This window comes from Desulfofundulus salinus (assembly GCF_003627965.1).
Lineage (GTDB): Bacteria > Bacillota > Desulfotomaculia > Desulfotomaculales > Desulfovirgulaceae > Desulfofundulus > Desulfofundulus salinus.
In genome coordinates this window covers 1,662,860-1,689,197 of record NZ_RBWE01000001.1, presented here as the reverse complement: position 1 = coordinate 1,689,197, position 26,338 = coordinate 1,662,860, and the positions used below count along the sequence as shown (strand labels likewise).

The window sequence follows — 26,338 nt, the reverse complement described above, 5'->3', positions numbered from 1 at the left end:
TTCAGGTAAATGCATTATTAAGTTATGTTATTGCCGGGCAAATATTCAGGACCGATGCGCCTGAAACGGGCGTGGCGCCGTTTAATGAGTTCGTCGGTGGGATAGCCCCGCAGTTCTTCCAGGTGGCGGGCTATGGCTTCCCCCAACAGCCGGGCGGCTTCATTTTTATCCCGGTGGGCGCCGCCCAGTGGTTCTGGAATAACCTCGTCTACCAGTTGGTGCGCGTAGAGGTCCTGGGCGGTGATTTTCATTACCTCGGCGGCATCCCGGCAGCGGGTCACGTCCTTCCAGAGAATGGTGGCGTAGGCTTCCGGGGAAATCACCGAAAAAATGGCATGCTCCTGCATCAGGATGCGGTCGCCCGAAGCCAGGGCCAGGGCTCCTCCGCTGCCCCCTTCACCAAGAATCACCGAGATTACCGGTACGCGCAAGACAAGCATGCCGGCAATACAGCGGGCAATGGCATGGGCCTGTCCCCTTTCTTCCGCCCCCATTCCAGGGTACGCGCCGGGGGTATCGATAAAGGCCAGCACCGGCCGGTTAAATTTTTCCGCCTGTTGCATGAGCCGCAGGGCCTTGCGGTATCCTTCGGGATGGGCCATACCAAAATTGCGGGCCAGGTTCTCCTTGGTATCATGGCCTTTCAAGTGGCCGATTACGGTTACTGCCCGTCCTCGGAACCTGGCAATACCCCCCACTATTGCCGGGTCATCCCCGAAGCACCTGTCCCCGTGGAATTCAATGAAGTCCGTGCACAGCATCTTGATATAATCCAGGGTGTTGGGGCGTTCGGGATGGCGGGCGATCAGTACCTTTTGCCAGGGGGAGAGTTGTCCGTAAATGGTTTGTTTCAGTTCCCGGGCCCGTTTTTCCAGGTTTTCGATTTCATTGCTTAGATCAATACCCCTTTCCCTGGCAAAACGTTGTAGCTCGGCAATTTTTTCTTCCAGTTCAATGATGGGCCGTTCGAAATCGTAAACCATCTCACTCGCTCCGGTGTAAATCTAAGATTTGGGCCAGGGTGGATTTCAACTGCGGCCGGGGAACCACAGCGTCTATAAAGCCATGCTGCCGCAGAAACTCGGCCCTTTGAAATCCTTCGGGCAGCTTCTGGCGAATGGTTTGCTCAATCACCCTGGGGCCGGCAAACCCAATCAGTGCCCCCGGCTCAGCCAGGATGATATCCCCTAAAAAGGCAAAGCTGGCGCTGACTCCCCCCGTTGTCGGGTCGGTAAGTACGGATATGTACAGCAGTCCCGCTTCGGAAAAGGCGGATAGGGCCGCGCATGTCCTGGCCATTTGCATTAATGAAAGTACTCCTTCCTGCATGCGGGCCCCCCCGGAAGCGGCAAAAATGACCAGGGGCAACCTTTTTTCCCGGGCGCGCTCAATGGCCCGGGTAATTTTTTCCCCCACCACCGTGCCCATGCTGGCCATCATAAAGCGGGTGTCCATTATGGCCACCACTACCCGGTGCCCGCCAATTTTCCCTTCTCCGGTGACTACCGCTTCGTTCAGTCCGGTGTCCTGGCGGGCCCTGGCCAGCTTTTCGTTGTACTCGGTATATCCGAAGGGGTTTACAGGCATCATGTCCCGGTCCCATTCGGTAAAGGTGCCCTCATCAATGGTTATTTTAATGCGTTCTTCGGCAGTGAGGCGAAAATGGTAGCCGCACCTTGCACAAACCTTAAATTGTTTTCCCAGCTCCCCTGTGAACCGGATTTCGTGGCAACGGGGACATTTTACCCATAAGCCATCGGGTATTTCCCGACTGGCGGGATTGACCGTGGCGTAACGCTGTCGCTGTCTTTTAAAAATATCCAGCATTTTGCTCGCTCCAAAGTAATTTAAATGGTGTTTATTATTTCCAGGGCTTCGTCCACTTCTGCTTCCGGTACCAGGATTTCCACCGAACAGTTGTGCCCACAATGGGTCGGTGAGAGTTCCCGCAATTTCACCAGTATTCCTTCATTGGAAAGAATGTTTTGGATCCGGGTCGCTTCTTTTTTATTTGGGGCAATATAAACCACAGTCCACAAGATTCCCACCCCCGGGGCCGGGATTTAATTAATTTAGAAGTTAGAAGAAGGATAACAATAAGTATATCCAGAGTATATACCCTGGATACTTTCAGGCCAGATCGTCATTGCGCATGACGCCGTACCGGGTCAGCAGTTCTACCTTGCCGCGGATTTTAATCGCCGAAGTATGTTCTGTAAACTGGGCGATCATAATTTCGCCCTTATCCAGCTTTTCCGAATGATGAAAGCGGGTATCCTTCCCACGGGTAAGGCCGATGATGGTTACCCCGTTTTCCAGGGCTTTGACTGCCACATAGTCGGCATTAATTTCCCAGTTTTCAGGCATGCAAGTACCCCCCCCTTTTCAGGTAGATTGCCGGGTTTTAGCAGTTCCATCATAGCATACCGCAAGGTCTTTGACAAGTTACCTGCCAGGCGATTCCTTTATTCTCACGTTTTCCGGCCCTAAAAGGGTGGCCAGTTCTGTGACTACCGGTGAAGACAGGTTAATCCAGTAGTCCCGGGAAGTTCGGGCCAGCTTCTTCTCCAGGGGGAAGTACAGGTAGACCGGTGAGGGGCCGGGATAATTGCGCAGGACCAGCTGGACCCGCCTGATTAGCTGGGGGGTAGCTTCCCTGAACTGTAGATAAAGGCTGGCACTGGTTTTCTTTTGTAAGGGGGATACCTCTTCAGCGACAATCTTTAATGTTTCACCGGTAGAGCTTATTTCCCCCCGGATTAACACCACCTCTTCGGGGACGATGAGTTTAGCGTACTGCTGGTAAACGCGGGGGAAGAAAACTACTTCGATGCTACCGGTAAGATCCTCCAGGGTACCAAAGGCCATGGGTTCCCCCCGCCGGGTGCTGATGCGCTTTAGGGCGGTGAGCATGCCGCCGATCGTGACCCCGGCCTGTTCCCCCTCCCCAAGTTCCGCCACCGTAGCGGTGGTTTCTTCCGCCAGGGCCTGGCGGTATTCTTCCAGGGGATGACCGCTGATGTAAAGTCCCAGGGCCTCCTTTTCCAGGGCTAGCATTTCCGCACGGGAATATTTCTGCACCTGGGGCAGCACAATATCTTCTCCTGTCCCCTGCCAGAACTGCTCAAAGGTGAGCTGGCCGTTTTGTCGCTGCTGCTGCGACTGCTGGGCTAAGGACAGCCCCAGCTCAATGCCTGCCATTAGCTGTGCCCGGTGGTGGCCCAGGGAATCCAGAGCTCCGCTTTTAATGAGGTTTTCCAGCACCCGCCTGTTAATGATCCGCGTGTCCAGGCGCCGGCAGAAGTCGGCAAAGTTTTTGAAGGGTCCCTTTTCCTCCCGGGATTTGATAATGGCCTGCACTGCACCCTCGCCCACGTTTTTAATTGCCGCCAGCCCGAAACGGATTTTACCGTCAACCACGGCGAAACTTTCCCGGCTTTCGTTGACATCGGGAGGCAGGACTTCCAGGCCCATACGGCGGCATTCCTCCACGTACGCCGCTACCTTGTCCGCGTTGTCCCGCACTGAGGTAAGCAGTGCCGCCATATATTGGGCCGGGTAATTGGCCTTCAGGTAGGCCGTCTGGTAGGCAACCAGGGCATAGGCGGCGCTATGGCTTTTGTTAAAACCGTAACCGGCAAAGTACTCCATCAGATCGAAAATCTGTCCGGCAATTTGGGGGTCTACCCCGTTCTTTACCGCCCCCTCGATAAACTGGTTCCTCAGCCCGGCAATAATTTCGGGCTTCTTTTTACCCATGGCTCGCCGCAGAAGGTCGGCCTCCCCCAGGGTGAAGCCCGCCAGGTCGCTGGCTATGCGCATAACCTGTTCCTGGTAGAGAATGACACCGTAGGTATCCCTTAATATTGGTTCCAGCCTGGGGTCCAGGTAGGTAACTTTCTTTTCCCCGTGCTTGCTCTTGATGAAGTCCTCCACCATGCCGCTACCCAGGGGGCCGGGTCGGTAGAGGGCCACCAGGGCCACGATATCCTCAAAAACCTCCGGGCGCAGCTCTTTTAACAGGGCCCGCATGCCGCTGGATTCCAGCTGGAACACGCCGCTCCCTTCTCCCCGGCATAACAGGGCAAAGGTTTTCGGATCGTCTAAGGGAATTTCATCAATGTTTATTTCCGGTCCGCCACTTTCCCGGATGAGCTTTAAAGTGTCGGCAATGACCGTCAGGGTGCGCAGGCCCAGGAGGTCCATTTTTAAAAGGCCCAATTCCTCTACCTGGTCTTTAGCAAACTGGGTGGTTAATGGACCGTCGGCGGCCTTGTACAGGGGCAGGTAATGGGTTAAAGGTTCCCTGGTGATCACCACACCGGCCGCATGGGTGGAGGCGTGCCTGGGCATACCTTCCAGAAGGGCGGCGGTATCAATTAGTTTTTTTACCTGCGGGTTTCGTTCATAGAGTTCCCTTAATTCGCTGGATTCACTGAGGGCCCGTTCAATGGTCATGTGCAGTTCCGCGGGCACCAGTTTGGCTATTTTATCCACTTCCCCGTAGGGCATATTCAGTGCTCGCCCCACGTCCCGGATGGCTGCCCTGGCAGCCATGGTACCAAAGGTGGCAATTTGGGCTACTTTATCGGCTCCATATTTGCTGGTAATGTAGTTAATTACCTCTCCACGGCGCTCAAAGCACAGGTCCACATCCACGTCGGGCATGGAGACTCGTTCCGGGTTGAGGAAACGCTCAAATAACAGGCCGTATTTTAACGGGTCGAGGTTGGTAATCCCCAGCACGTAGGCTACCAGACTGCCGGCGGCAGAACCCCGGCCGGGCCCTACCGGGATGCCCTGTTGCCGGGCATAATGGATGAAATCCCACACAATCAGGAAGTAGGCGGAGTAGCCCATCTGCCGGATCACTTTTAACTCATATTCCAGCCGCTGCCGTACCGGCTCGGTGATCTCCCCGTAGCGGCGGCGTACCCCTTCCAGGCACAGCTGTTCCAGGTAGCTATCCACGGTATGACCCGGGGGTACCTCGTAATAGGGAAGGTGGATCTGGCCGAAACTGAGTTCTACATTACAGCGTTCGGCAATGAGACGGGTATTTTCCATGGCCTCTTTCAGCTCTCCAAAGAGACGGGCCATTTCTTCTTCGTTTTTCAGGTATAGTTCCTGGGAATCAAACTTCATCCGGGAAGGATCGTCCACACTTTTACCCGTCTGAATACAGAGCAGGATGTCCTGCATTTCGGCATGCTCTTTGTTTACGTAGTGGACGTCGTTGGTTACCACCAGGGGTATATTCATTTCCCGGTGCAGGCGCAAAAGTTCCCGGTTGACTTTGCGCTGTTCGGGAAGGCCGTGGTCCTGTAGTTCTAAAAAGAAATTCCCCCGTCCAAAAATATCCTGGTAGAGGGCGGCGGCTTCCACGGCTTTTTCCTTCTCCCCGGCCAGGAGACGGTCGGCCACCTCCCCGGCTATGCAGCCGCTTAAGGCAATTAACCCTTCGCTGTAGCGGGCCAGGGCATCTTTATCCACCCGGGGTTTGTAGTAAAAACCTTCGGTGTAGGCCAAGGATACCAATTGCAGGAGGTTACGATACCCGGTCTGGTTTTCGGCCAGCAATACCAGGTGATAAAGGCGGTCATCCACCTTGGGCGTGCGGTCTTTCATGGTGCGGGGGGCCACGTAAACCTCGCAACCCAGGATGGGTTTAACCCCTTGCTTCTGGCAGGCCTTGTAAAAGTCCACCACCCCAAACATAACGCCATGGTCGGTGATGGCCAGGGAGTCCATACCCAGTTCCCTGGCCCTGGCCACTACTTCCTTGATCCGGGCGGCACCGTCCAGTAGACTGTATTCGGTATGTACATGAAGGTGTATAAACATGGTCTTCAGACACTCCTGGACAACCTAGCCTTTTTTCTATGATCCTCATTCGTTTAAGTCAGGCAAAATCCTGCTCCCGGTCGTAAATAAAAAGGGGTGGCTCTAAGCCCCCCTTTTTATTTAAACCTCTATGGAAGTTTACTGCTCTGCTTCGCCCGGTTGCCTTTGCCGGCAATCAGGGCAGTACCCGTAAAATTCCAGCCGGTGCCGGGTTACCTGCATGCCCGTGCGGCTTTCTACTTCTCCCTCCAGATTGTCTAGCAGGGGTAGATCTAGATCGAATACCCGGCCACAGCTATCGCAGACAAAATGATAGTGGTTATGGGGATTACCATCGTAGCGGCTGAATGTGCTGCCGTAGTTGAGTTCCATGATTTCCCGGGCCTGTTTGAGGTTATTTAAATTGCGGTATACGGTACCCAGGCTGATGTCCGGAATTTGTTTGCGGGCTTGCTCGTAAATCCAGTCTGCCGTGGGGTGAGTGTCAGTGTTACGCAGGATTTCCAGGATTAATTTTTTTTGCCTGGTCATCCGTGTGGTTTTTACCATTAACCTCACCCCTATCTAATAACAGCTACTTTTATAATTATATATACAGCCTTTTTTTCCCCAATGTCAAGTTCTATTCTTCATCTTCACCGAGAATAAGCCGGGCCGCCCGTCGGCCTGACAGGAGCATCCCGCCGAAAATCGGTCCCATGCGATGGCCGCCGCAAACCGCGTTTGCCGCCATACCGGCCACGAGGAGCCCGGGGTAAATTTCACGGGTATTGGCTACGGTGGCTGTTTCACCCCGCGCGGCCCACATGGGCTTTTCTCCTTCCAGGTTGCCGGTCCTGGTTCTTAAAACCGCCCCCATTTTTTTGACTACCATACTGGCTACCTGGGCATCATGTCCGGTGCAGTCGATGACGTATGCCGACTGTACCGTCAGAGGGTCCACGTGCAGGCGGCCCAAATCAACGGGGGTCCAGTTGATGACCAGGCCGGTTATCCGGTTATCCCTGACCATGACGTCTTCCACGGAGATTAAGTTGAAGATTCTCGCCCCGGCCCGTACCGCACCAAGGGTTAGGGCGGCAACGGTTTCCACGGAGCTGGACGTGTAATACCCTTCCTCAAATGTCCTGTAGGAGACACCAAACTCCTTGAGAAGGGGCAATGCTTCGTCCTGGACCACAATCTGGTTGAACATCATCCCGCCGCCCCACATACCGCCGCCGATGCTGAGTTTGCGTTCAAAGAGAACCACTTTTTTGTTTGCCCGGGCCAGGTAATAGGCGGCCACCAGTCCCGCCGGACCTCCGCCCACTACGGCTACGTCTGATTCCAGAGCTTCCAGCAGTTCCTCCTGGTACCTTGTGATAATGGCCTTGGAAATGGTTACGTCTTCCAGGTGCATTTTGCAAAACCACTCCTTTTTTAATTATTTATAGCGGTTGACTGGTGGGCATCCCGGTGGCAAATAAAAAATAGCGCACCCACAAAAGGATGCGCCACAGTCAACAGCACGCACGGCTTTTCCCTTCGCGGGCATTACCCCGAGCAGGTTTAGCGGGTCAGGTGCTCACTAGCCCTTTCTCAGCCCCTAACAGGAGCTCCCCGTTGTACTTTGCCGGTTCAGGCTTTAGAGGCCGGGTTGGTTCCGGCTTATAGAAGTAACCCTTGCATTTTAAGCCATTTTAAGGACGGCCGCCTGAAGTTACTATTTCGATGTTTTCGGCCGGTTATCCTCCTTTTTTGGGGGTAAATATTTTTTTTTATCCCCTGATGCCGTATTGTTTCATCTTCTTATATAACCAGGCCCTGGAAATACCCAGGGTTTTAGCCGCCTGCATTTTATTACCACCGGCAGTAGCCAGGGCTTCCAGAAGGGCTTCCTTTTCCACCTCTTGCAGTAATGTTGCCAGCGTGCGGTTGTGCAGGTTTCTTTTCTTGCTCTGACTCATTTTCTGAAGGTAGGGGGGCATATGTTTAACTTCAATGGTATCTCCTTCCACCAGGTTAAAAGCCCTTTCCATTACGTTTTCCAGTTCCCGCACGTTACCCGGCCAATCGTAGGCGCAAAGCATCTCCCAGACTTCCGGTGACACGCCCCGCACCAGAAGACCAAATTCCCGGTTGAATTTCTTGATAAAATGATTGACCAGCAGGGGGAGGTCATCGGGTCTTTCCCGCAGGGGCGGAATATAAAGGGAAACTACATTTAAGCGGTAATAAAGATCTTCCCGGAAGTGTCCCTGCCGGATTAATTCCTCCAGATCCCGGTTGGTAGCTGCCACCACCCGTACATCAACGGCACGGGGCCGGGTGTCTCCCAGGCGCTCAATTTCCTTTTCCTGCAGGACCCGCAATATTTTGGCCTGCATGGGCAGGGGCATATCCCCAATTTCATCGAGAAAAATTGTTCCCCCATGGGCCTGTTCGAATTTACCAATTTGCCCGCCCTTTCTCGCCCCGGTAAAGGCGCCTTCCTGGTAACCGAAAAGTTCCGATTCTAAAAGGTTTTCTGGTACGGCAGCGCAGTTAACCTTGATGAAGGGCCCCCGGTGACGGGGGGAGGCCGTGTGCAGGGCATGGGCCACCAGCTCTTTGCCTGTGCCGCTTTCCCCCCGGATAAGCACTGTGGAAGGTCCCTGAGCCACCCGCCGGATGGTTTCCTTGAGCCGGAGCATATCCCTGCTGGCACCGATCAGGTTATCTACGGTGTAACGCGCGGTCTGGTTGTCGTTGTGTGTTATGGAAGGGCAGGAGAAATTTCGCCGTTGAGTACTGATCTTTTCCGCCAGGGCCAGCAGCTGTTCCACATCCTGGAACATTACTTTGCTCACTGCTCCCACCATCTTGCCCTGGTTATAAAGGGGTACCCGCATGACCACCGTTTCTCTGCCCCGGATGCGTACCACTTCCCCATACTGCAATTTACCGGTCCAGAGGATTTGGTGCAACCGCTTATCGGGAGCCACCTCACGGATGTGCCGGCCCAGGGCTGTTTCGATGGTAACGCCCAGCAGTTCCGCCATGGGCCCGTTTAGCATCAGGATCCGGCCATCGTTACCGGTGGCAATGTAGCCTTCATGTGTGCTGTGAAAGATATTTTCCAGGAGGCCGTTGACTTCCTTGATTTCTTTCAGCTCCTGGGCTAGATGTTGTAGCTCGGTGATTTCTTGAGCCACGCCAATGGCGCCTACAATGGTGTTATTGCGGATTATGGGTGTGCGGTTGACCACATACAGGGCATTGCCTACGACAAATTTACGTCCGATGTGGGGTTTTCCCGTCTGCAACACCTTGGGAAGACCCGTAAAAGGAACGACCTCCCTGATGGGACGACCCAGGGCCTTTTCTGCCGGATAATTAAAAACCCGTTCGCTGGTGGGGTTAAAAATGATCACGCGGCCCTGATAGTCCACGGCAACGACCATATTGTGTACGGAATTAAAAATAGATAGTTCGTTCCCTAAAAAGGCGGTGCTTTCCAATTTGTTGATCGCCAAGCTTTTCACCTCCCCCACCTGTAACCAGGACCTGTTTTACTTAACTTAATTTTATTGCATGATCAGGTGAATTTTTTTCCGTCCTTTTACTTCAGCATTTGCCGGTGCAGGATTGCTTCCAGGTGATGCAGGGAATAACATTCGAACATGCGTACATAAGGCAGGAAGGCATTAACACCTGGTAAATAGGGCCATTGCTTGCGGGGAACGGGGTTGAGCCACAGGATCTCCCGCACCCGCTCCCGTAAAGCGGCCAGCTCACGGGCGGTTTCCTGGGGGGCAACGGTCTTCGTGTCACTGACTATGATTACCAGGGTATCGCCGGTAAGCAGGTGGCGCCAGTGGCGGTGAAAAGTTTTCAGGGCTACGTTAAAGTCGGTAGTCTTTCCCCACTGCCGGCTGGCATTAACAAGCTCGGTCATTACGGGTACAAAACCATCATCCCGCCGGAAGTAAGGGGTAACCCGTTCCAGATCCTCGGAAAAGACAAAGCTTTCGATATCTTGTGCCGCACTGCTTAAACCATAGATAAACTGGAGGACAAACCGGGCATAGCGGGCCATGGAGGCGGACACGTCACAGATGAGGAGCAGGCGGGGACGGTGCCGGCGGCGGGATCGATAGCATAATTTAAGGGGTGAACCGCCGAAGGCGATGTTCCGGCGAATCGTCCTGCGCATGTCCAGTTTTTGCCGGCGGTTGCTTTTCCGGTAACGGCGAGAAAGCCGGTTGGCCAGGTGTGTGGACAGGCGCTCAAGGGCTAAGGTAAACTTTTCCAGGTCAGCATCGGCAACCTGCTGCATGTCCTGGTGGAGCAACTGATCATCCGGGTCCCGGTAAAAATCTGCGGCCACACCGGCAATTACGTCATCCATTTCCGTTTCCCCGGTCAGCTCTGCCTCCAGTTGCCGCCTGGCTTCTTCCCCCTGGGTTTTCAGCAAGTAGTAGCGCCAGTAATTGAGAGCTGATTGCATTACCCGGGCGATCAGGTGTCCCGGGCTGTTCACCGGATTACCGTGCATCTGGCGGATAAGTTCCGTTAAACGCCTTTGTTCCCGGGCGGGCATGCGGGCAAAGGTTTGGATTTCCTCCGGGCTAAAATTCACTTCCGTGGACCAGGGAGAAAGGGCCTGGTTTAATTTTTCCCGGGCTTCTGCCAGGCGCCGCCGTTCTTCTTCCTCCAGCTGTTTTCTTAACATGCGCCGCCGCTTCTTTTCCTCCGGGGGGACAAAGAAGCGATCAAAGGACAGGTTAAAAATTTGCCTGTCGGAGGCGTTTTTTACCAGCACCGCCCCCAGGGCAGCCTTGACCTGTTCCCTGGACGTAAGGTCAACCAGCGTCAGGGCCTGGTAAGCATCCAGGGCTTCGGCCATGCTTACCCGGATCCCCAGGTGGCGCAGGATATGGGTGAAGCGTACCAGGTTATGGTGCAGGGTATTTTCGCCCTGCCCTTCTACCCGGGCCACCGCCCGGGTGACCGGATCAATTTCCATGTGTGCTCCCCCCGCTAACGCTGATGGTGGCCGCAATGACAGGTGGCCCCGGCAGGGCCGGACGAATCATCCTTTACCCCCCGGATCTGCTCCACCAGTCCGCTTAATCCCACCTCCCTTTTTAACGTTTCCTGGTCATCACGGTTTTTCAGGAAAAGGCTCAGGGTTTGCCCAAGGATTTCCGGCGTCAGGGCATCGGCATGCAGGGCTACCAGTGCCCGGGTCCAGTCCAGGGTTTCGGCAATGGACGGTTTCTTTTTCAAATTCAGGTGGGACCTGATGAAGTGTACCGCCCGGACCACCTGGCGTACAAGTTCCTCCTGGGCCTGGGGTACTTTGACCTGTAAAATGCGCACTTCCTTTTCCACCGTGGGATAATCAATGTACAAATAGACGCACCGGCGTTTTAACCCGTCGGATAATTCCCTTTCGCCATTGCTGGTTAATACTACCGCCGGGATTTGCTTCGCTTTGAGTGTGCCCAGTTCGGGAATGGATACCTGAAAATCGGACAGCATTTCAAATAAAAAGGCCTCAAATTCCGGGTCGGTTTTATCAATTTCATCAATTAATAAAACAACTCGTTTTTCAGCCCGGATGGCCTTTAAAAGTGGTCTTTCCAGCAAATATTCCACATCGAAAAGATCCTTTTCCAGGGCGGCAGGATCGCAGCTGCCTCTGGCAATTTCGATCTTCAGCAACTGCCGCTGGTAGTTCCATTCGTAAAGGGCCCGGTTTTCGTCCAGCCCTTCGTAACACTGCAGGCGAATCAGCTCCGTATTTAAAGCCCCGGCCAGGGCTTTGGCCACCTCAGTTTTGCCTACCCCGGGGGCCCCCTCCACCAGCAGGGGCTTGGCCAGTTTTAAGGACAGGTAGAGGGTAATCACCAGGTCCTGATCACAAATGTACCCCTGGGCTTCCAGTCTTTGTTGTAGCTGTTTTATGGTTAAATCCATGGGCTTCTCCTTCCCCGGTATTGCTCTTGTAACAGGTGCAAACAGCCAGGTGTAAACGATAGTATTCGTCCTGCCAACACCAAAATCCTTCAATAATTTTTAGAAATTACATAAATGTGTGTTAACGCAGTCCTGGAAAGCCCTGCTGGCGCAAGGCCTCGTAAAGAACCAGGGCCACGGAGTTGGCCAGGTTTAAGGAGCGGGTAGTGCCCTCTCGCATGGGAATGCGCAGGGTATAGTCCCGGTTGGCGGACAGTAGATCCGCCGGCAATCCCTGCGTTTCCTTCCCGAAGACCAGAAAGTCATCCGGTCCATATCTGACTTCACTATATAGATGTATGCCCCGGGTGCTGAGGAAATAAAAACGGTGTCGGGGATACAGGCGGCGCACTTCCTCAAAGGAATCGTGGTAGTGTATTTCCACCAGATGCCAGTAATCCAGGCCCGCCCGCTTAAGATGTTTGTCGTCGGTGGAAAAGCCCAGGGGGCGAACCAGGTGGAGGATGCTGCCCGTGGCCGCACAGGTGCGGGCAATATTGCCGGTGTTAGCTGGAATCTCCGGTTCAACGAGAACAATGTGCACTGGAATCGACTCCTTTAGGGAAAAATTGTTTCACTTTGGTCGGCCGCCACCGCCTGCCTGAACAGAAATTTAAAAAACATGCACTCTAATCCGTCTGCTAAAAATTATAAGGCTTTTTCATTTGAGCAGGTAGTCATTTTGTAAATTTTGCCCCGGCTACTTGGGTTGGAAAACTCTAGACATGTTTATGAAACTTGACATGTATCCGGCTTCAACGCTGCTTTTGGGGTAATTTTCATTTGTTCTTAAATGCTGTTCACCGTCTTAAGTCAACCATTCCCGGCTATTAAATAGCCTTTCGCCTGAAATGGCTGAATATTGCCCCATTTATTGCAATTGCCTCATTTCGGGATAGTTTAGATGTCTTAAGGGAGGTGTTCACTAAAAAAGAACCGGAAAGGAGAATCCCTGGCACAAAGGGCCCTTGAACGGGCAGGGATGTATTTAATGGGACCCCTAGCTATGAGTGTAACCAAAATGATAATCGGGGGAGGAATCTAGATGTCGGCAAAGGGACACGACTGGGCCAATCCCGGTCCGGCCGGGCTGGTTGCCCTGGCCATGGCCTGTTTTACCTTTTATGCGGTCTTTACTGGTAAAGTTGAGCACAGCGCCATTCCCCTGCTGGGAATCTGGCTTCTGGGAGGATTTGTCATTCAAATTTGCGTGGGACTAATTGAACTAAAGGAAGGCAATACTACCGGGGGTAACGTGTTCACCTTTTTCTCGGCCTTTTTTATGCTGGTTACCGGTTTGGAATTGATCTTTAAATTTTTTGCCGCCATGAATGGCTGGAAGATTGACGCCCGTATCGACGGTTGGGCCTGGCTTGCCCTGGGCATTGCCCTGCTCACCTGGACGCCGGCTTACTTTAAATCACCTCTTACCTTGCTGGGGGTGGTATTAGCCCTCGATCCGGCCATATTCATTGTTGCCTTTGCTGATATGGGAGTCATTCCCAGGACAATGCTGTCCCTGGCCGGAAATCTCTTGCTCCTTGCCGGTATTTTCGGCCTCTACACGGCCATGGCTGTGATATTAAATACCGCCTATGGTCGAACGGTAGTTCCCTTTCCCGGACCCATTATCAAGCCGATGCCGGTATCAACGACAAGCCAGCAACATTAGAACGCGGCCTTTTGGCTCCCGCCTGAACAGGCGGGAGCTTTTTTTCAAGCACTTGTTACCGGTTCTTGCCCGTCGCGGCTGGGGCAAAGATGGGCCACGGGGCAGATGTTGCACCGGGGCCGGCGGGCGGTGCAAATGGTGCGGCCGTGGGCGATTAGCTGGTGGTGGGCGGCCCGGCGGGCGTATTCCGGGATGATGGCCAGTAATTCCTCCTCAGTTTTTTCGGGAGTTTTACCCCGGGCCAGGCCCAGGCGGTGACTGACCCGGAAGACATGCGTATCCACCGGGAGAGTGGGTCGACCGAAGGCTACATTCAGCACCACATTGGCCGTTTTACGGCCCACCCCCGGGAGACTTTCCAGCTCTTCCAGACTCTGAGGCACTTGAGAATTATATTTCTCCACCAGAATGCGGCTGGCGGCGATAATATTTTTGCTTTTATTCCGGTAGAGACCGCAGCCCCGGATTTCCCGGCCCAGTTCTTCCGGCTGCAGGCGGGCAAAATCCGCAGGTTCACGGTAACGCTGAAACAGCCTACCGGTAATGATGTTCACCTGCCGGTCCGTGGTCTGGGCTGAAAGCATGGCCGCCACCAGCAGCTGGAAGGGAGTCTCAAAGCGCAGGGCTGTTCCGGCATCGGGGTAGGTTTGGGATAATATGGCCAGGATTTCACTGACCCGGGCGGCCCGGTCCTGTTCTTCCTGCGGTTGGGTTGTCCCGTGCAGGGCCGGCATTAGCAGCTGCCTCCCAGCAGCCGACGGTGCTCCACCATCAGACAACGGTCCATAACCACTGTTAGGCCCCGGGCCCGTGCCTTTTCAGCCGCTTCCTGATGCACCACTCCCAGTTGCAACCAGATGACCGGCTGGAAGTTAAGCTGTAGTACGGCTTCGATAATCGCCGGGACTTCCTCTGCACGCCTGAAAACATTAACTATGTCCACGGGATGGGGTATAGCACTGAGCTCCGGGTAGGCCCTTTTACCCAGGGCCTCCTGGATCATAGGGTTGACCGGGATAATTTCATAGCCCTGTTCCTTCATGTAACGGGCCACCCGGTAACTATCCCGTTCCGGTTTATTGGATAAACCCACCACGGCAATGCGCCGGCTTTTACTTAATATTTCCTTTAAAACGGCATCGTCTGGATTTTGAAACAACCTGACCACCTCTTAATAAAAAGCTCATTTTTATCTTAACCCCTTTAGTTTTTCAATACAACCCGTACGTGATAAAACAGGGAACGCGATTGCCCCCAGTCATATACACCCACATTACATGGCCGTCTCCAGTCCTCTAGAAGCTATGAAAACAAATCGGTCGTATTTTTCTAAATAAGTTAATTTATGCAGGTTGGGACTCATTTTTCGTTCATAAATCCCGGCACCAGGGCAATAATAAAAAAAGCTTTTTAACACTTCTTAAATTATCTCACCCCGAAACTGGTGTTATTTATATTTTTCTATAAGGAGGGTATTCCATGAGCGCGTTAGTTCCGCTTCTTTTCGGGATCGCCCTGGTGGTCCTGTTTCTAGTTATTTTTTTATGGCCTTCCCGGCGCCGGGCACCCCAGCCGGTGCCCGCGGAAAAAGTTATTCCCCCCCTTTTCACCGAGGAAATCGCGGAGGAACTGGCCTTGCCTGTTCCGCAGGTTGAACAATCCCCACCGCCAGTTCCCGAATTGCCCCGCCGCTACGGAGTGGACCGTCTGGTGCTTCTGGTCCGGGATCCTTACTGGCTCTACGCATACTGGGAAATAACCGCCACCAGGCAGGAAGAGTTTAATGCCACTTACGGGCCCCGGGCGTGGAATACTACCCGCCCGGTTTTAAGGGTTTACGATGTTACAGGAATAACTTTTAACGGGTACAATGCCAACAGTTATATGGATATCAACGTCCAGGAAGGGGTGGATAACTGGCATATCCCCGTTGGCCAGCCCAACCGTTCCTTTTGTGTCGACCTGGGCCGCATGTTTCCCGATGGCCGTTTTGTAACCCTTTTGCGGTCCAATGTGGTAACTACCCCCAGGTCACGCCTTTCGGAATGCCTGGATGAAGAATGGATGTGGATTGAGGGGGTGTATCGCTCCTATCAATTCCAGTTTGGTATCAGTTCACCCATGCTAATCCAGGAGGTGGCCGGCCGGGCGGCCGTGGTTCCCCTGGGGATCAGTTCTCCCGGTTTTGGACCGCCGGTAGCAGGCCCCAAAATAGAGGTTAAAGAGTAAGGGAGGAGCTGGCTAAAATGGCCAAAGGATACCTGGCGCTGGTGTTGCACGCCCATCTACCCTATGTACGCCATCCAGAGCATGAGCATTTTTTAGAAGAAAGGTGGCTTTACGAGGCCATCACCGAAACCTACATCCCCCTTTTGCATGTCTTTGAACGCCTGGTGGCCGACGGCATACCTTTCCGCCTCACCGTTTCCCTGTCGCCACCCCTGGTTTCCATGCTTACCGATCCCCTGTTGCAGGAGCGCTATTCCCGCCATTTAAGACAATTAATGGAACTGGCTGATAAAGAAGTGGAGCGTACGCGAAACAGCCCCTTCCACGAAACGGCCCTGATGTACCAGAGGCTGTTCCGGGAGATTGCCCATACCTACCATCACACTTACGGACGCAACCTGATCCAGGGGTTCAAGCGCTTTCAGGATTTAGGTCGTCTGGAGATTATCACCTGTGCGGCCACCCACGGGTATCTGCCCCTGCTTATGGTCAATCCCGAGGCGGTGCGGGCACAAATTGCCGTGGCCGTGGATCTGCACCGCCGGCATTTTGGCGTGCCCCCCCGGGGACTCTGGCTGCCTGAATGTGCCTACGGGCCGGGCATTGATCAGATTCTTAAAGAGTTCGGTATTCGCTTTTTCTTTACCGATACCCACGGGGTTTTATTTGCCTCCCACCGGCCCCGCTACGGGGTGTTTGCTCCTATTTACTGTCCTTCGGGGGTGGCCGTCTTTGGGCGGGATGTGGAGTCTTCCAAGCAGGTGTGGAGTGCCCAGGAAGGTTACCCCGGGGACTTTGATTACCGGGAGTTTTACCGGGATATTGGTTTCGACCTGGACTATGATTACATCAAGCCGTATATTCACCCCGACGGCATCCGCGTGCACACCGGCATTAAATATTACCGCATCACCGGGCGGACAAACCATAAAGAACCTTATGTGCCGGCCTGGGCCCGGGAAAAGGCCGCCATCCATGCCGGAAACTTTATGTTTAACCGGGAACTGCAGATTAAGTACCTCTGCCGGCACATGGACAGGCCACCCATTATTGTTGCTCCCTATGATGCCGAACTTTTTGGCCACTGGTGGTTTGAAGGTCCCATGTGGCTGGAATTTCTCATTCGCAAAATCCATTTTGACCAGGATACGGTGGAACTGGTTACCCCCAGCGATTACCTGCAGCGTTTTCCCTGCAACCAGGTGGCCAGGCCCTGTCCTTCCAGTTGGGGGAACAAGGGATATAATGAAGTCTGGCTCTGCCAGGCCAACGATTGGATTTACCGCCACCTTCACCTGGCCGCCTCCAGGATGGTTGAACTGGCCAATACCCATACCGAAGCGCAGGGGCTCTTGCGCCGGGCTTTAAATCAGGCGGCCCGGGAGCTGCTCCTGGCCCAGAGCAGTGACTGGGCTTTCATCATGAGCACCGGCACCATGGTCGATTACGCGGTGAGGCGCACCAAAAGCCATTTGTCAAATTTCCTGCGGCTTTACGATGAAATCAAAGGGCAGCATATCGACGAGGGCTGGTTATCCTGGCTGGAACACACCAATAATATTTTCCCCGATATCGATTACTCCTGGTATCGTTCTAAAGAAAAAGAGCTGATGGCAGCCGGTTAAAAAAGCTCCCCGTTACCTACGGGGAGCTTTTTTTAACCGGTAGCTTCGGCAGAACCCGCAATTTGACTTATTTTATCAATGTAAAAATCACACAAGGACCGGGCGATTTCCATGGATGCTCCTTCGGTAAATACCCGACAAACCGGTTCGTCGGGGTCCGGCAGGACCAGCGCCCATCCCTGGGGGTGAAAAACCTTTACACCATCCAGCAACTCCAGTTGTGCTGTGGGAGGGTCTTCAATCAACCGCCGGATTACCCGGCCTTTAGCCTCCCAGGGCACGGGCACCTCCTTCTGGTCCATAAAAAAGGTGGGTATTTCATCTACCAGCTCACCGAGGGTAAGTCCGTTTTTGGCGGCAAACTCCAGGATGCGGGTGAGGGCTCCCAGGGCATCAAAATTCAGGAGGAACTGGAACTCATCCTGTCCCAGCACTTTTTCCACAAAGTCCTGGACGGCCGTCTTGGTGCGTACCACCCGTCCCCGGTATTTTTCGGCCAGAGTATCAATAGCCAGCGGGGCTGTAACCGGGACTACCACCGGTCCTCCCCGGGCCCGGAGGATGATGAGCGCGATCAGGGCGGTAAGCAGGTTATCCTGGATTACCCGCCCCCGTTCATCCACCAGCACCAGCCGGTCGCCGTTGGCATCCAGGAGCGCCCCGGCCGAAGCACCCGTTTCCCGTACCCGCCGGCCCAAGAAGGACAAGGTTTCCTGATAATTCCGCCAGGTGGCGGGAGGTGTATCCGCCGGCAGGTTCAGGTTTTCCACTATAACGCCCAATCTTCCGATCAGATGTTCCAGGAAGGGGCCCAAATTATCCCTATCATAGGCTACTACCAGCCGGAAACGCGCTTCCTCCAGCACTGCCGGGTCGAGATCCCGCATCAGGGCTTCGATATAACTTTCGGGAACGGCGGGAACAAACTCCGGGGGAAGGATGGTCTGCGGTTCAGCCCGGTGAAAGTCTTCCCGCATGAGCAAGTTTTCCACTTTTCGCTCGACGTTGCGGGAAATGTTTCCGCCCTTGCCGTTGATAAAAATCATAGTTACATGATCGGAGCGGTGGGGAGATAGCCGTACATGTACCCCTCCGGCCAGCGCCAGTTGGCGCACGGCAAAACGCTGCATGGGGGTAATACCGGTGCCCAGGTCCACCACCTGTGCGCCGGCCGACTGCAACCCGCAGGTCAGGGCGCATTTAATCATCCGGGAAGCCGGATAGGCATCGCTGCTTACAGCCAGGTGCACCCCCCGGCTGCCCATGGCCGAGGCAAAGGCCGCTCCCACCCGGCAGGCAAACTCCGGAGTCAGCTCCACATTAACCAGGCCGCTGATACCTTCAAGCCCGAAAATTTTCTTCGGGTATCGGGTACCCCAGACCAGACTGTTTTGGACAACGGTACCGCTTTCCACCAGTTTATGGGGCCATAACTTTACGTCTGGTTTGATTATGCTTCGTTCCTGAATTACCGAGTCGCTGCCAATGACGGCCCCTTCATAGACCGCCGCGTGGGCCTGCACCTGCACGCGGCTGGCTACGATGGCCCCCCTTAAGGCCGCCCCCGGCCCCGTATATACGTTGTTCCATAGAACGCTGCGCTTGATGGAGGCCCGTTCCTGGATCAAACAACCTTCTCCAAGGACACTGAAAGGATCTATCTCCGCACCGGGACCGATGTAACACCCGTCTCCAATCAGGACCGGACCGGTGATGCGGGCGCCGGTACTGATATCCACCCCGTCACCCACCCAAACTCCCGGTTGAATTTCCCGGCCCGCAATGTTAATTTTCACCCGGCCCGAAAGAACGTCCTGATGGGCCTGCAAATATTGCTGCAAGTTGCCTATATCACACCAGTAGCCCGGCAGCACCACGCCGAACAGCGGCTTTTTCTCCTGCAACAGTAAGGGAAAGAGATCCTTGCTGAAGTCGACCATGCGGCCGGGTTCGATATATTCCAGGACTTCCGGTTCCAGCACATAAATGCCCGTGTTTACCGTATCACTGAAAACCTCACCCCAGGCAGGCTTTTCCAGAAACTGGGTGATGCGTCCGTCGGGTTTGGTGATAACCACACCGTACTCCAGGGGACAGCTCACCCGGGTAAGCACCAGGGTGGCCATGGCTCCCCGCTGGCGGTGAAAGGCAACGGCCCGGGAAAGATCTAAATCGGTGAGGGCGTCCCCACTAATCACCAGGAAGGTTTCATCCAGAAACTCCCGGGCGTTCTTTACACTGCCCGCGGTGCCCAGGGGGGTTTCCTCGATGAAGTATTGCATATTAATTCCGTACCGGGCGCCGTTTCCGAAATAATCCCGGATGGCTTCCGGCATGTATTGCAGGGTTACCGCCACGTCGGTAAAACCGTGGGCTTTCAGCAGTTCCACAATGTGAGACATCATGGGCCGGTTGGCTACCGGCACCATGGGCTTAGGGCGGTTGCAGGTGAGGGGGCGCAGGCGGGAACCCTCTCCCCCGGCCATAATGATTGCTTTCATTAAATCCCTCCTGTTCTGCACTAAAAGCCCAGGTTAGGCCCGGGCAAAGATTTTGGACATGCGGGTGAACAGACGGTTGCTACGCATGTACGGGCTATACCATGGAACGTGGCGGTATTCATTCCACACCTGCTGGTAAACCCGCCTGGTGGCAAGGGCAATATCCCGCCAGTTGAACTTTTCCTGCACCTTGCGAAAAGCCCGCTGGCGCAGGTTTTGGGCCAACTGGCGGTCCTGTAACAGCCAGACGATCATATCGGCCAGGGAACGGCTATTGCCGGGGTAAAACTTTAAACCGTCCACTCCATGTTCCACAATTTCACTTAAGCCGCCGGTATCCGCCACTACCACCGGAGTCCGGGCGGCCATACCTTCCAGGGCGACAATGCCAAAGGGCTCATACAGGCTCGGAAAAACGGCTACATCGGCCCAGCTGTACAGGGTGTTCCGTACCTCGTCATCTACATACCCGGTAAAATAAACCCGCTGGGCAATGCCCAGGCTAACGGCCTGGCGGTGCAGTTCCTCCGCGTAAGGGCCTTTACCAGCAATAATAAATTTGGTCTGGGGGTGCCGGGCTAGAATTTGCGGGGCAGCGTCTAAAAGGACCTGTACGCCCTTTTCCCGCACCAGCCGTCCCACATAAAAAACGATGTGTTCGTCTGGGGCGGCGAACTGGTCCCTGGTTACCCGTATGGTGCGGATGGCAAAATTGGCCGGATTAACCCCGTTGACGATAACCTCGATCTTATCATCCGGCACTTGAAAGACGTGACGCACCTCATTTTTCATGTACTGGCTGCAGCAGATCACTTTCCAGGCCTCGTACGTCAGCCACCATTCAATATCACTAATATGTCGCTGGATATCATTATGTAAACCACAGTTACGGCCGTATTCGGTGGCATGAATGGTGGCTACCAGGGGCAGGCGCCAGGCGTGTTTTAAGGCCCGGGCCGCATATGCTACCAGCCAATCATGGGCATGGATTATATGCACCCCTCCCAATTCGGAGAAGAGCGGGATGGCCCGTTCCAGCATGGCTATGTTCAGTTGGGCAACCCAGGTGACAAAATGGGGGGCAGATATCTGGTAGGTATGAAAGCGATGGACGTGTACGCCGTTTACTTGCTCGTAATCGGGAATACCGGGTGCCCCACAGGTGAGCACATGTACCTCCTCTCCAATTCCCACCAGGGCACAGGACAGGTCGTAGACGTGCTGGGCCAGTCCCCCTACGGATTTAGGCGGGTATTCCCATGAAAGCATCAGGATCCGCAAAAGGCTTTTCCCTCCCTGATCCGTTTTTTGTTTTTTGACTTTGAACCTAAAGTGAAATCCCTACCGGGCCCTGGCGGTAGGGATTTAAAAAGCAAATGGCAAGCTGTTGCTTAAAGCCAGTGGTGACCATAAAGCTTCCCTGGAAATTTAAATACGGCGCTGGCCGTTATGGATTTCGAAACTCCAGTTGAGCCCGTTATTGTTATCCCAGTTATAGGCGTTGTCCCGAAAACAGAAGTTGAAGCGGCTTTCATCGGGCATTTCCAGTGTTTTCACAAAACCCCACCCCGTACGGGACATCCGTAAATCCTGGACATTGCGCCAGTTCCTGGGATCTCCGAATCCCACGTGCAGGTAAACCTGTTCGGCGCCGCTTTGGGCCAGCAGTCCGTTGTAAAATACGGTGATCTCATCATATGCTGTGATCGGAGTGGGGTCCACCACAACTCCACCGGGGAAGTCGGCGTCGTGCATGGCTTTAAGCCGCCCCTCGCCTTCCCCGAAATTGCTTGGATGCGCCAAATAACATCACCTCCTGGCTGTAACGGTAAGCGAAATCAGGCCACAAGCTTATTATTATGCCGGCGGGCTTTTTTTATGCACACAACTTTCCCGTTGATAAAGGGGCAACAATAGATGTTTTTACAATAAAAAAATCCGCCGGTGGAACACCGGCGGTTAAGTGTTAGGTAACCCGGTACTTGTTTTTAAGGCGTTGGGCGTAGCTAGCTAACATGTCCGGCACACCAATTTTATATAGCACCGCCCCAGAAAACCTGCGGCCTCGTGCTGTGGGATGAAAAGGGCATCGCACGTTGGAGCGGTAAATATACACCCAAACATTTGCTTAAGGTGTCCTGCATAGCCGTGTCAATAACGGTGTGACACGGATCACACCGTTAAATGGAAGTATTTGAGATAGGCAAGCGTTTTGTACCCCGGAGGGTTTTTTCGGCCTCCTTAAAAGTACAGGACCCTACATTATTAAGCCAGCATTTTACTTATAATCGCATCAGCCATTTCACTGGTTCCGGCATTGCCACCCAGGTCGTAGGTCAGGGCCTTGCCCTCCCGCAGTACGGCCAGCACGGCCTCGTATATGCGGTTGGCCGCCTCATCTTCGCCCAGGTGCTGCAGCATCATTATGCCGGACAGAATCATGGCCAGGGGGTTAATGCGGTTCTTGCCGGCGTGTTTGGGAGCACTGCCGTGAACCGGCTCAAAAACCGCCGCCCCGGTACCGATGTTTGCTCCCGGGGCGACACCCAGGCCGCCCACCAGACCGGCACAGAGGTCGCTGACGATATCACCGTACAGGTTGGGAAGCACCAGGACATCATAGTTTTCCGGAGCCTGTACCAGTTTCATGCACATGGCGTCGACGATCATGTCTTCAAAGACAATATCCGGGTATTCCCGGGCCACCTGCCGGGCACATTCCAGAAACAGGCCATCGGTGAGTTTCATAATATTGGCCTTATGTACGGCGGTGACTTTTTTGCGCCCCTGTTTCCTGGCCAGTTCGAAGGCAAAGCGTGCAATGCGCTCCGAGGCCTGGCGGGTAATGATTTTGATGCTTTCGGCCGCATCCGGGCCCACCCGGTGTTCAATACCCGCATAAAGGTCTTCCGTATTTTCCCTTACCACCACCAGGTCCACGTTCTGGTAACGGGTAACTATTCCCGGCAGGGTGCGGGCCGGGCGCACGTTGGCGTAAAGGTTTAATTCCTGGCGCAGGGTAACGTTTACGCTGCGAAAGCCCCCTCCCACCGGGGTGGTGATGGGCCCCTTTAAGGCTACCCGGTTCCGGCGGATGGAGTCCAGTACATGCTCGGGCAGAGGAGTACCGTACCGGGGTATCAAGGCTTCCCCGGCCTCTACCACTTCCCATTCAATATTCACACCGCTGGCATCGATAACCCGGCGGGTGGCCTGGGCAATCTCCGGGCCCACGCCGTCACCGGGGATCAGGGTTATTTTATGTGTCACCGCTTAGTACCTCCTAGTGGTTACCTAATCTAAATTAAAACCGCCGTATTTCCGGAAGTGGGCCACCAGGCCGCCGTCGTTAAGAATTTTAATCATCACCGGGGGGAGGGGTTTGGCCGCAATGGTGATCCCTTTCGTTTTGTTGGTAATCACCCCGCTACTTAAGTCCACTACCAGCTCATCCCCCGGGTCGATCTGGTCGGTGTCGCATTCCACTACGGGTAGTCCCGTATTGATAGCGTTGCGGTAAAAAATGCGGGCAAAGGATTTGGCCAGCACGGCGGAAATGCGGGCGTGTTTGATGGCCAGGGGGGCCTGTTCCCGGGATGAGCCGCAGCCAAAATTACGGCCGGCCACGATGAAATCGCCCGCGTTGATCTTATGGTAAAAGTCAGGGTCCAGGTCTTCCATGACATGTTTGGCCAGTTCCTGCATGTCCAGGGTTTTAAATTTATATTTACCCGAAATGATGTAGTCAGTATTTACGTCATCGCCGAATTTATGGGCTTTTCCCTGTAAAAGCATCCCGTCACCTACTTTATGTTCAGTTTAACGCAAAAACTCCCGCGGGTCGGTAATCCGTCCGGTCAGGGCCGAGGCTGCCACCGTGGCCGGGGAAGCCAGGTAAATAAAGGCTTTGCTGTTGCCCATGCGGCCTTTAAAGTTCCGGTTGGCGGTGGAAATTACATTCTCCCCATCGGAAGGCACGCCGTTATGGGTGCCCACGCAGGGTCCGCAGCCGGGGGTAACCACGGCGGCACCGCTTTCCACCAGGGTCTGGATGATCCCCTCCCGCATGGCCTGCAGGTAAATGCGCCTGGAAGCGGGTGCGACAATCAGGCGCACGTCCCGGTGGATGCGCCTTCCGGCCAGAATTTGGGCTGCGATGCGTAAATCCTCCAGCCGCCCGTTGGTGCAGGTGCCGATCACCGCCTGCTGGATGGGGGTTCCGGCCACCTCCGCCACCGGGCAGACGTTATCCACCCGGTGGGGCCGGGCCACCTGAGGTTCCAGGTTTGAGACGTCATATTCCTTGATCCGGGCATAGCGGGCATCGGGATCCGGGCTTACGGGGATGAACTGCCGGCGGGTGAACTGGGCCAGCCAGGCAAAGGTCTTTTCGTCGGCTTCCATTAAACCCGCCTTGGCACCCATTTCAATGGCCATGTTGGCAATGGTAAAACGCCCGTCCATGGACAGGTTGGCAATGGCTTCACCGGTGTATTCCGCCGCCATATAAGTGGCGCCATCGGCCGTTACATCACCGATGAGGTGCAGGATGAGGTCTTTGGCGTAAACACCCCGGGGCAGGGTGCCGTGACAGACAAACTTGAAGGTTTCGGGCACTTTAAACCACATCTGCCCCGAAATCAAGGCACCGGCCAGATCGGTGGAACCCACACCCGTGGAAAAGGCATTAAGCGCCCCGTAGGTGCAGGTATGGGAATCGGCACCAATGACCAGGGTTCCGGGACCTACCCGCCCGCTCTCCGGCACCACCTGGTGACAGACACCCTCCCCGATGTCGTAAAGATGAATGCCCTTTTCCCGGGCGAACCGGCGCATCAGCTGGTGCAAAGCCGATACCCCTTCATTGGGGCTCGGGGCACTGTGATCGATAACAAAGGCAACCCGGTCGGGATCGGAGACCTTTGATCCCCCCATTTCCTCGAAGGCCCGAATGGCCAGGGGGGAGGTACCGTCCTGACCCATGATGAAGTCAACCCGGGCTACCACAATATCGTTGGCATAGGCCTCCTGACCGCTATGACTGGACAGAATTTTTTCAATGATGGTCTGACCCAAGGCAAAACCCCTACTTTCCAAAATAGTCTTCGTAGATGTACATGAGCTCCTTATCGAAGAGCGGCCGCTTTAAGGCTACACAGTAAGCACGTACTTTGGCCAGCAACTCCTGAGCCCGGAATTCGCTCAAATGGATCCCGTACTCAGCAAACTTGGCCTTCAGGGCAGCGGTACCGGAATGTTTGCCGATCACGATCTGGCGCTCCAGGCCTACCTCTTCCGGATGGAAGGCCTCGTAAGTCTTCGGGTTCTTCAGGGCGCCGTCGGCGTGGATGCCCGATTCATGGGCAAACATATTGGAACCCACAATGGCCTTCCAGGCCGGCAGCTCCCGGCCGGAAGCCCGGGATACGTACTCGGCGATTTCCCGGAACATCTCGGTCTTAAATCCTAAATCAATGCCCATCAAGTGTTTCAAGGCCATGACCACTTCCTCCAGGGCGGCGTTTCCCGCCCGCTCACCCAGGCCGATTACGGTCACCCCCACATGGGTCGCACCGGCCCTGACACCGGCGAGGGCGTTGGCTGTGGCCATGCCGAAATCGTTATGGGTATGCATCTCAATGTCTATGTCCACATGTTTAAGTATGGTTTGAATGCGCTCGTAGGTAGTGAAGGGATCCAGAATGCCCACGGTGTCGCAGTAGCGCAGCCGGTCGGCGCCAGCCTCCTTGGCCGCCCTGGCAAACTGGATCAGGAAATCCATGTCGGTGCGGGAGGCGTCTTCGGCGTTAACCGAAATATACATGCCTTCTTTCTTGGCAAACTCCACGGCCTTGACCATTTGCTCCAGCACCCATTCCCGGCTGGTTTGCAGCTTGTATTTAATGTGGATATCCGAGGTGGAAATAGAAATAGCCACGGCATCTACCCCGCAGGCCAGGGAGGCTTCGATATCTTTGATTACCGGGCGGTTCCAGCCCATTATGCTGGCTTTAAGGCCCGCCCTGCAAATTTCCTTAATGGCTTCCATCTCATCGCCGCCCATTACGGGGATGCCTGCTTCGATTTGGTGCACGCCAATTTCGTCCAGGAACCTGGCTATACGTACCTTTTCCCGGTTTGCAAAGACCACTCCTGCCGTCTGCTCACCATCCCGCAGGGTGGTATCCACGATAATAATTTTCCTTTGCTCCTTTTTTTCGGTCGTATTTTCAGTCAGTTTTTCACTCATTTTTTCACCCCTTGTTGCATTCTTTTCCCGAAAGGTCTGTAGCAAAATGCGACACAAAATTATACAGCTTTAATAATACCATGAAATTGGTTAACTGAAAAGCATAATTTCACCTGTATAAAAGCCCAAAAGATGCTTCCTCCGACGGCCATTCTGGTGCACCCAGCGGTCAAAATCTGGCTGCGGGTAGAAAATCCGCTGGCAGTTGGGGAACCTTTTGCTTTCTTTGAGC

23 protein-coding genes and 1 riboswitch are annotated in these 26,338 nt (G+C 54.4%); of the genes, 3 read left to right on the top strand and 20 right to left on the bottom strand.

All coding sequences use genetic code 11. The annotated features are described in order from the left end of the window. Nucleotides 1-17: 17 nt before the first annotated feature. The 11 genes from D7024_RS08615 to trmL all read right to left on the bottom strand — a co-directional run bounded on the left by D7024_RS08615 (nucleotide 18) and on the right by trmL (nucleotide 12,373). Nucleotides 18-983, bottom strand: a complete 966-nt coding sequence (locus tag D7024_RS08615) for an acetyl-CoA carboxylase carboxyltransferase subunit alpha (protein WP_121451425.1) — start codon at nucleotides 981-983, stop codon at nucleotides 18-20. Between the two features lies 1 nt (nucleotide 984). Continuing rightward, a complete protein-coding gene (accD, locus tag D7024_RS08610) occupies nucleotides 985-1,827 on the bottom strand; it encodes an acetyl-CoA carboxylase, carboxyltransferase subunit beta (RefSeq protein ID WP_121451424.1) in 843 nt (280 codons plus the stop codon). 20 nt (nucleotides 1,828-1,847) lie between these two features. Further along, the gene (locus tag D7024_RS08605; protein ID WP_121451423.1) at nucleotides 1,848-2,039 is read right to left on the bottom strand and encodes a putative signal transducing protein; all 192 of its coding nucleotides are present in this window, start codon (nucleotides 2,037-2,039) and stop codon (nucleotides 1,848-1,850) included. 91 nt (nucleotides 2,040-2,130) lie between these two features. Continuing rightward, nucleotides 2,131-2,367, bottom strand: coding sequence for a trp RNA-binding attenuation protein MtrB (gene mtrB, locus D7024_RS08600; protein WP_121451422.1), 237 nt, complete (start codon nucleotides 2,365-2,367; stop codon nucleotides 2,131-2,133). A gap of 78 nt (nucleotides 2,368-2,445) precedes the next feature. Beyond that, on the bottom strand, nucleotides 2,446-5,844 hold the full coding sequence (locus D7024_RS08595; RefSeq protein WP_121451421.1) for a DNA polymerase III subunit alpha: 3,399 nt from the start codon (nucleotides 5,842-5,844) through the stop codon (nucleotides 2,446-2,448). Between the two features lie 138 nt (nucleotides 5,845-5,982). After that, entirely contained in the window at nucleotides 5,983-6,393 is a 411-nt protein-coding gene (locus D7024_RS08590; RefSeq protein ID WP_121451420.1) for a Fur family transcriptional regulator, read from the bottom strand. A gap of 73 nt (nucleotides 6,394-6,466) precedes the next feature. Further along, nucleotides 6,467-7,246 carry a sulfide-dependent adenosine diphosphate thiazole synthase gene (locus tag D7024_RS08585; RefSeq protein WP_121451419.1) on the bottom strand — a complete coding sequence of 260 codons (780 nt, stop codon included), beginning with the start codon at nucleotides 7,244-7,246 and terminating at the stop codon, nucleotides 6,467-6,469. Between the two features lie 102 nt (nucleotides 7,247-7,348). Further along, nucleotides 7,349-7,459, bottom strand: a riboswitch (TPP riboswitch). A gap of 145 nt (nucleotides 7,460-7,604) precedes the next feature. After that, the gene (locus D7024_RS08580) at nucleotides 7,605-9,350 is read right to left on the bottom strand and encodes a sigma-54 interaction domain-containing protein (protein WP_243113737.1); all 1,746 of its coding nucleotides are present in this window, start codon (nucleotides 9,348-9,350) and stop codon (nucleotides 7,605-7,607) included. Nucleotides 9,351-9,427: 77 nt separating this feature from the next. Next, nucleotides 9,428-10,834 (bottom strand): vWA domain-containing protein, encoded by a 1,407-nt coding sequence (locus tag D7024_RS08575; protein ID WP_121451417.1) that lies wholly within the window; start codon nucleotides 10,832-10,834, stop codon nucleotides 9,428-9,430. Between the two features lie 14 nt (nucleotides 10,835-10,848). Further along, the gene (locus D7024_RS08570; protein WP_121451416.1) at nucleotides 10,849-11,790 is read right to left on the bottom strand and encodes an AAA family ATPase; all 942 of its coding nucleotides are present in this window, start codon (nucleotides 11,788-11,790) and stop codon (nucleotides 10,849-10,851) included. Between the two features lie 121 nt (nucleotides 11,791-11,911). Continuing rightward, nucleotides 11,912-12,373, bottom strand: coding sequence for a tRNA (uridine(34)/cytosine(34)/5-carboxymethylaminomethyluridine(34)-2'-O)-methyltransferase TrmL (gene trmL, locus D7024_RS08565; RefSeq protein ID WP_121451415.1), 462 nt, complete (start codon nucleotides 12,371-12,373; stop codon nucleotides 11,912-11,914). Nucleotides 12,374-12,874: 501 nt separating this feature from the next. Between trmL and D7024_RS08560 the strand changes: the two genes are divergently transcribed. After that, a complete protein-coding gene (locus D7024_RS08560) occupies nucleotides 12,875-13,501 on the top strand; it encodes an acetate uptake transporter family protein (RefSeq protein ID WP_121451414.1) in 627 nt (208 codons plus the stop codon). A 44-nt stretch (nucleotides 13,502-13,545) separates the two neighbouring features. On the opposite strand, the gene nth is transcribed toward D7024_RS08560, so the two are convergent. Both nth and D7024_RS08550 read right to left on the bottom strand, forming a co-directional pair. Then, on the bottom strand, nucleotides 13,546-14,235 hold the full coding sequence (nth, locus tag D7024_RS08555) for an endonuclease III (RefSeq protein ID WP_121451413.1): 690 nt from the start codon (nucleotides 14,233-14,235) through the stop codon (nucleotides 13,546-13,548). Continuing rightward, nucleotides 14,235-14,660, bottom strand: a complete 426-nt coding sequence (locus D7024_RS08550; protein ID WP_121451412.1) for a CoA-binding protein — start codon at nucleotides 14,658-14,660, stop codon at nucleotides 14,235-14,237. Before D7024_RS08550 ends, nth begins: the two co-directional genes overlap by 1 nt. 320 nt (nucleotides 14,661-14,980) lie before the next feature. Between D7024_RS08550 and D7024_RS08545 the strand changes: the two genes are divergently transcribed. Both D7024_RS08545 and D7024_RS08540 read left to right on the top strand, forming a co-directional pair. Continuing rightward, nucleotides 14,981-15,730, top strand: a complete 750-nt coding sequence (locus D7024_RS08545; protein WP_121451411.1) for a DUF4912 domain-containing protein — start codon at nucleotides 14,981-14,983, stop codon at nucleotides 15,728-15,730. A gap of 17 nt (nucleotides 15,731-15,747) precedes the next feature. Then, entirely contained in the window at nucleotides 15,748-17,355 is a 1,608-nt protein-coding gene (locus D7024_RS08540; protein ID WP_121451410.1) for a glycoside hydrolase family 57 protein, read from the top strand. 32 nt (nucleotides 17,356-17,387) lie between these two features. Here D7024_RS08540 and D7024_RS08535 read toward each other — a convergent pair whose 3' ends face one another. From D7024_RS08535 to nifV, 7 genes are all read right to left on the bottom strand, one after another. Beyond that, nucleotides 17,388-19,856, bottom strand: a complete 2,469-nt coding sequence (locus D7024_RS08535; RefSeq protein WP_121451409.1) for a mannose-1-phosphate guanyltransferase — start codon at nucleotides 19,854-19,856, stop codon at nucleotides 17,388-17,390. A gap of 33 nt (nucleotides 19,857-19,889) precedes the next feature. Further along, entirely contained in the window at nucleotides 19,890-21,137 is a 1,248-nt protein-coding gene (locus D7024_RS08530; RefSeq protein WP_207666912.1) for a glycosyltransferase family 4 protein, read from the bottom strand. 147 nt (nucleotides 21,138-21,284) lie between these two features. Then, nucleotides 21,285-21,659, bottom strand: coding sequence for a carbohydrate-binding protein (locus tag D7024_RS08525; protein WP_121451408.1), 375 nt, complete (start codon nucleotides 21,657-21,659; stop codon nucleotides 21,285-21,287). Nucleotides 21,660-22,121: 462 nt separating this feature from the next. After that, on the bottom strand, nucleotides 22,122-23,126 hold the full coding sequence (locus tag D7024_RS08520; RefSeq protein ID WP_121451407.1) for an isocitrate dehydrogenase (NAD(+)): 1,005 nt from the start codon (nucleotides 23,124-23,126) through the stop codon (nucleotides 22,122-22,124). A gap of 24 nt (nucleotides 23,127-23,150) precedes the next feature. Beyond that, on the bottom strand, nucleotides 23,151-23,651 hold the full coding sequence (locus D7024_RS08515) for a 3-isopropylmalate dehydratase small subunit (protein WP_121451406.1): 501 nt from the start codon (nucleotides 23,649-23,651) through the stop codon (nucleotides 23,151-23,153). Nucleotides 23,652-23,675: 24 nt separating this feature from the next. Then, the gene (locus tag D7024_RS08510) at nucleotides 23,676-24,932 is read right to left on the bottom strand and encodes a 3-isopropylmalate dehydratase large subunit (protein ID WP_121451405.1); all 1,257 of its coding nucleotides are present in this window, start codon (nucleotides 24,930-24,932) and stop codon (nucleotides 23,676-23,678) included. Between the two features lie 10 nt (nucleotides 24,933-24,942). Beyond that, nucleotides 24,943-26,106: a homocitrate synthase gene (gene nifV / locus D7024_RS08505; protein ID WP_121451404.1), complete on the bottom strand. Its 1,164-nt coding sequence runs from the start codon at nucleotides 26,104-26,106 to the stop codon at nucleotides 24,943-24,945. Nucleotides 26,107-26,338: the final 232 nt, after the last annotated feature.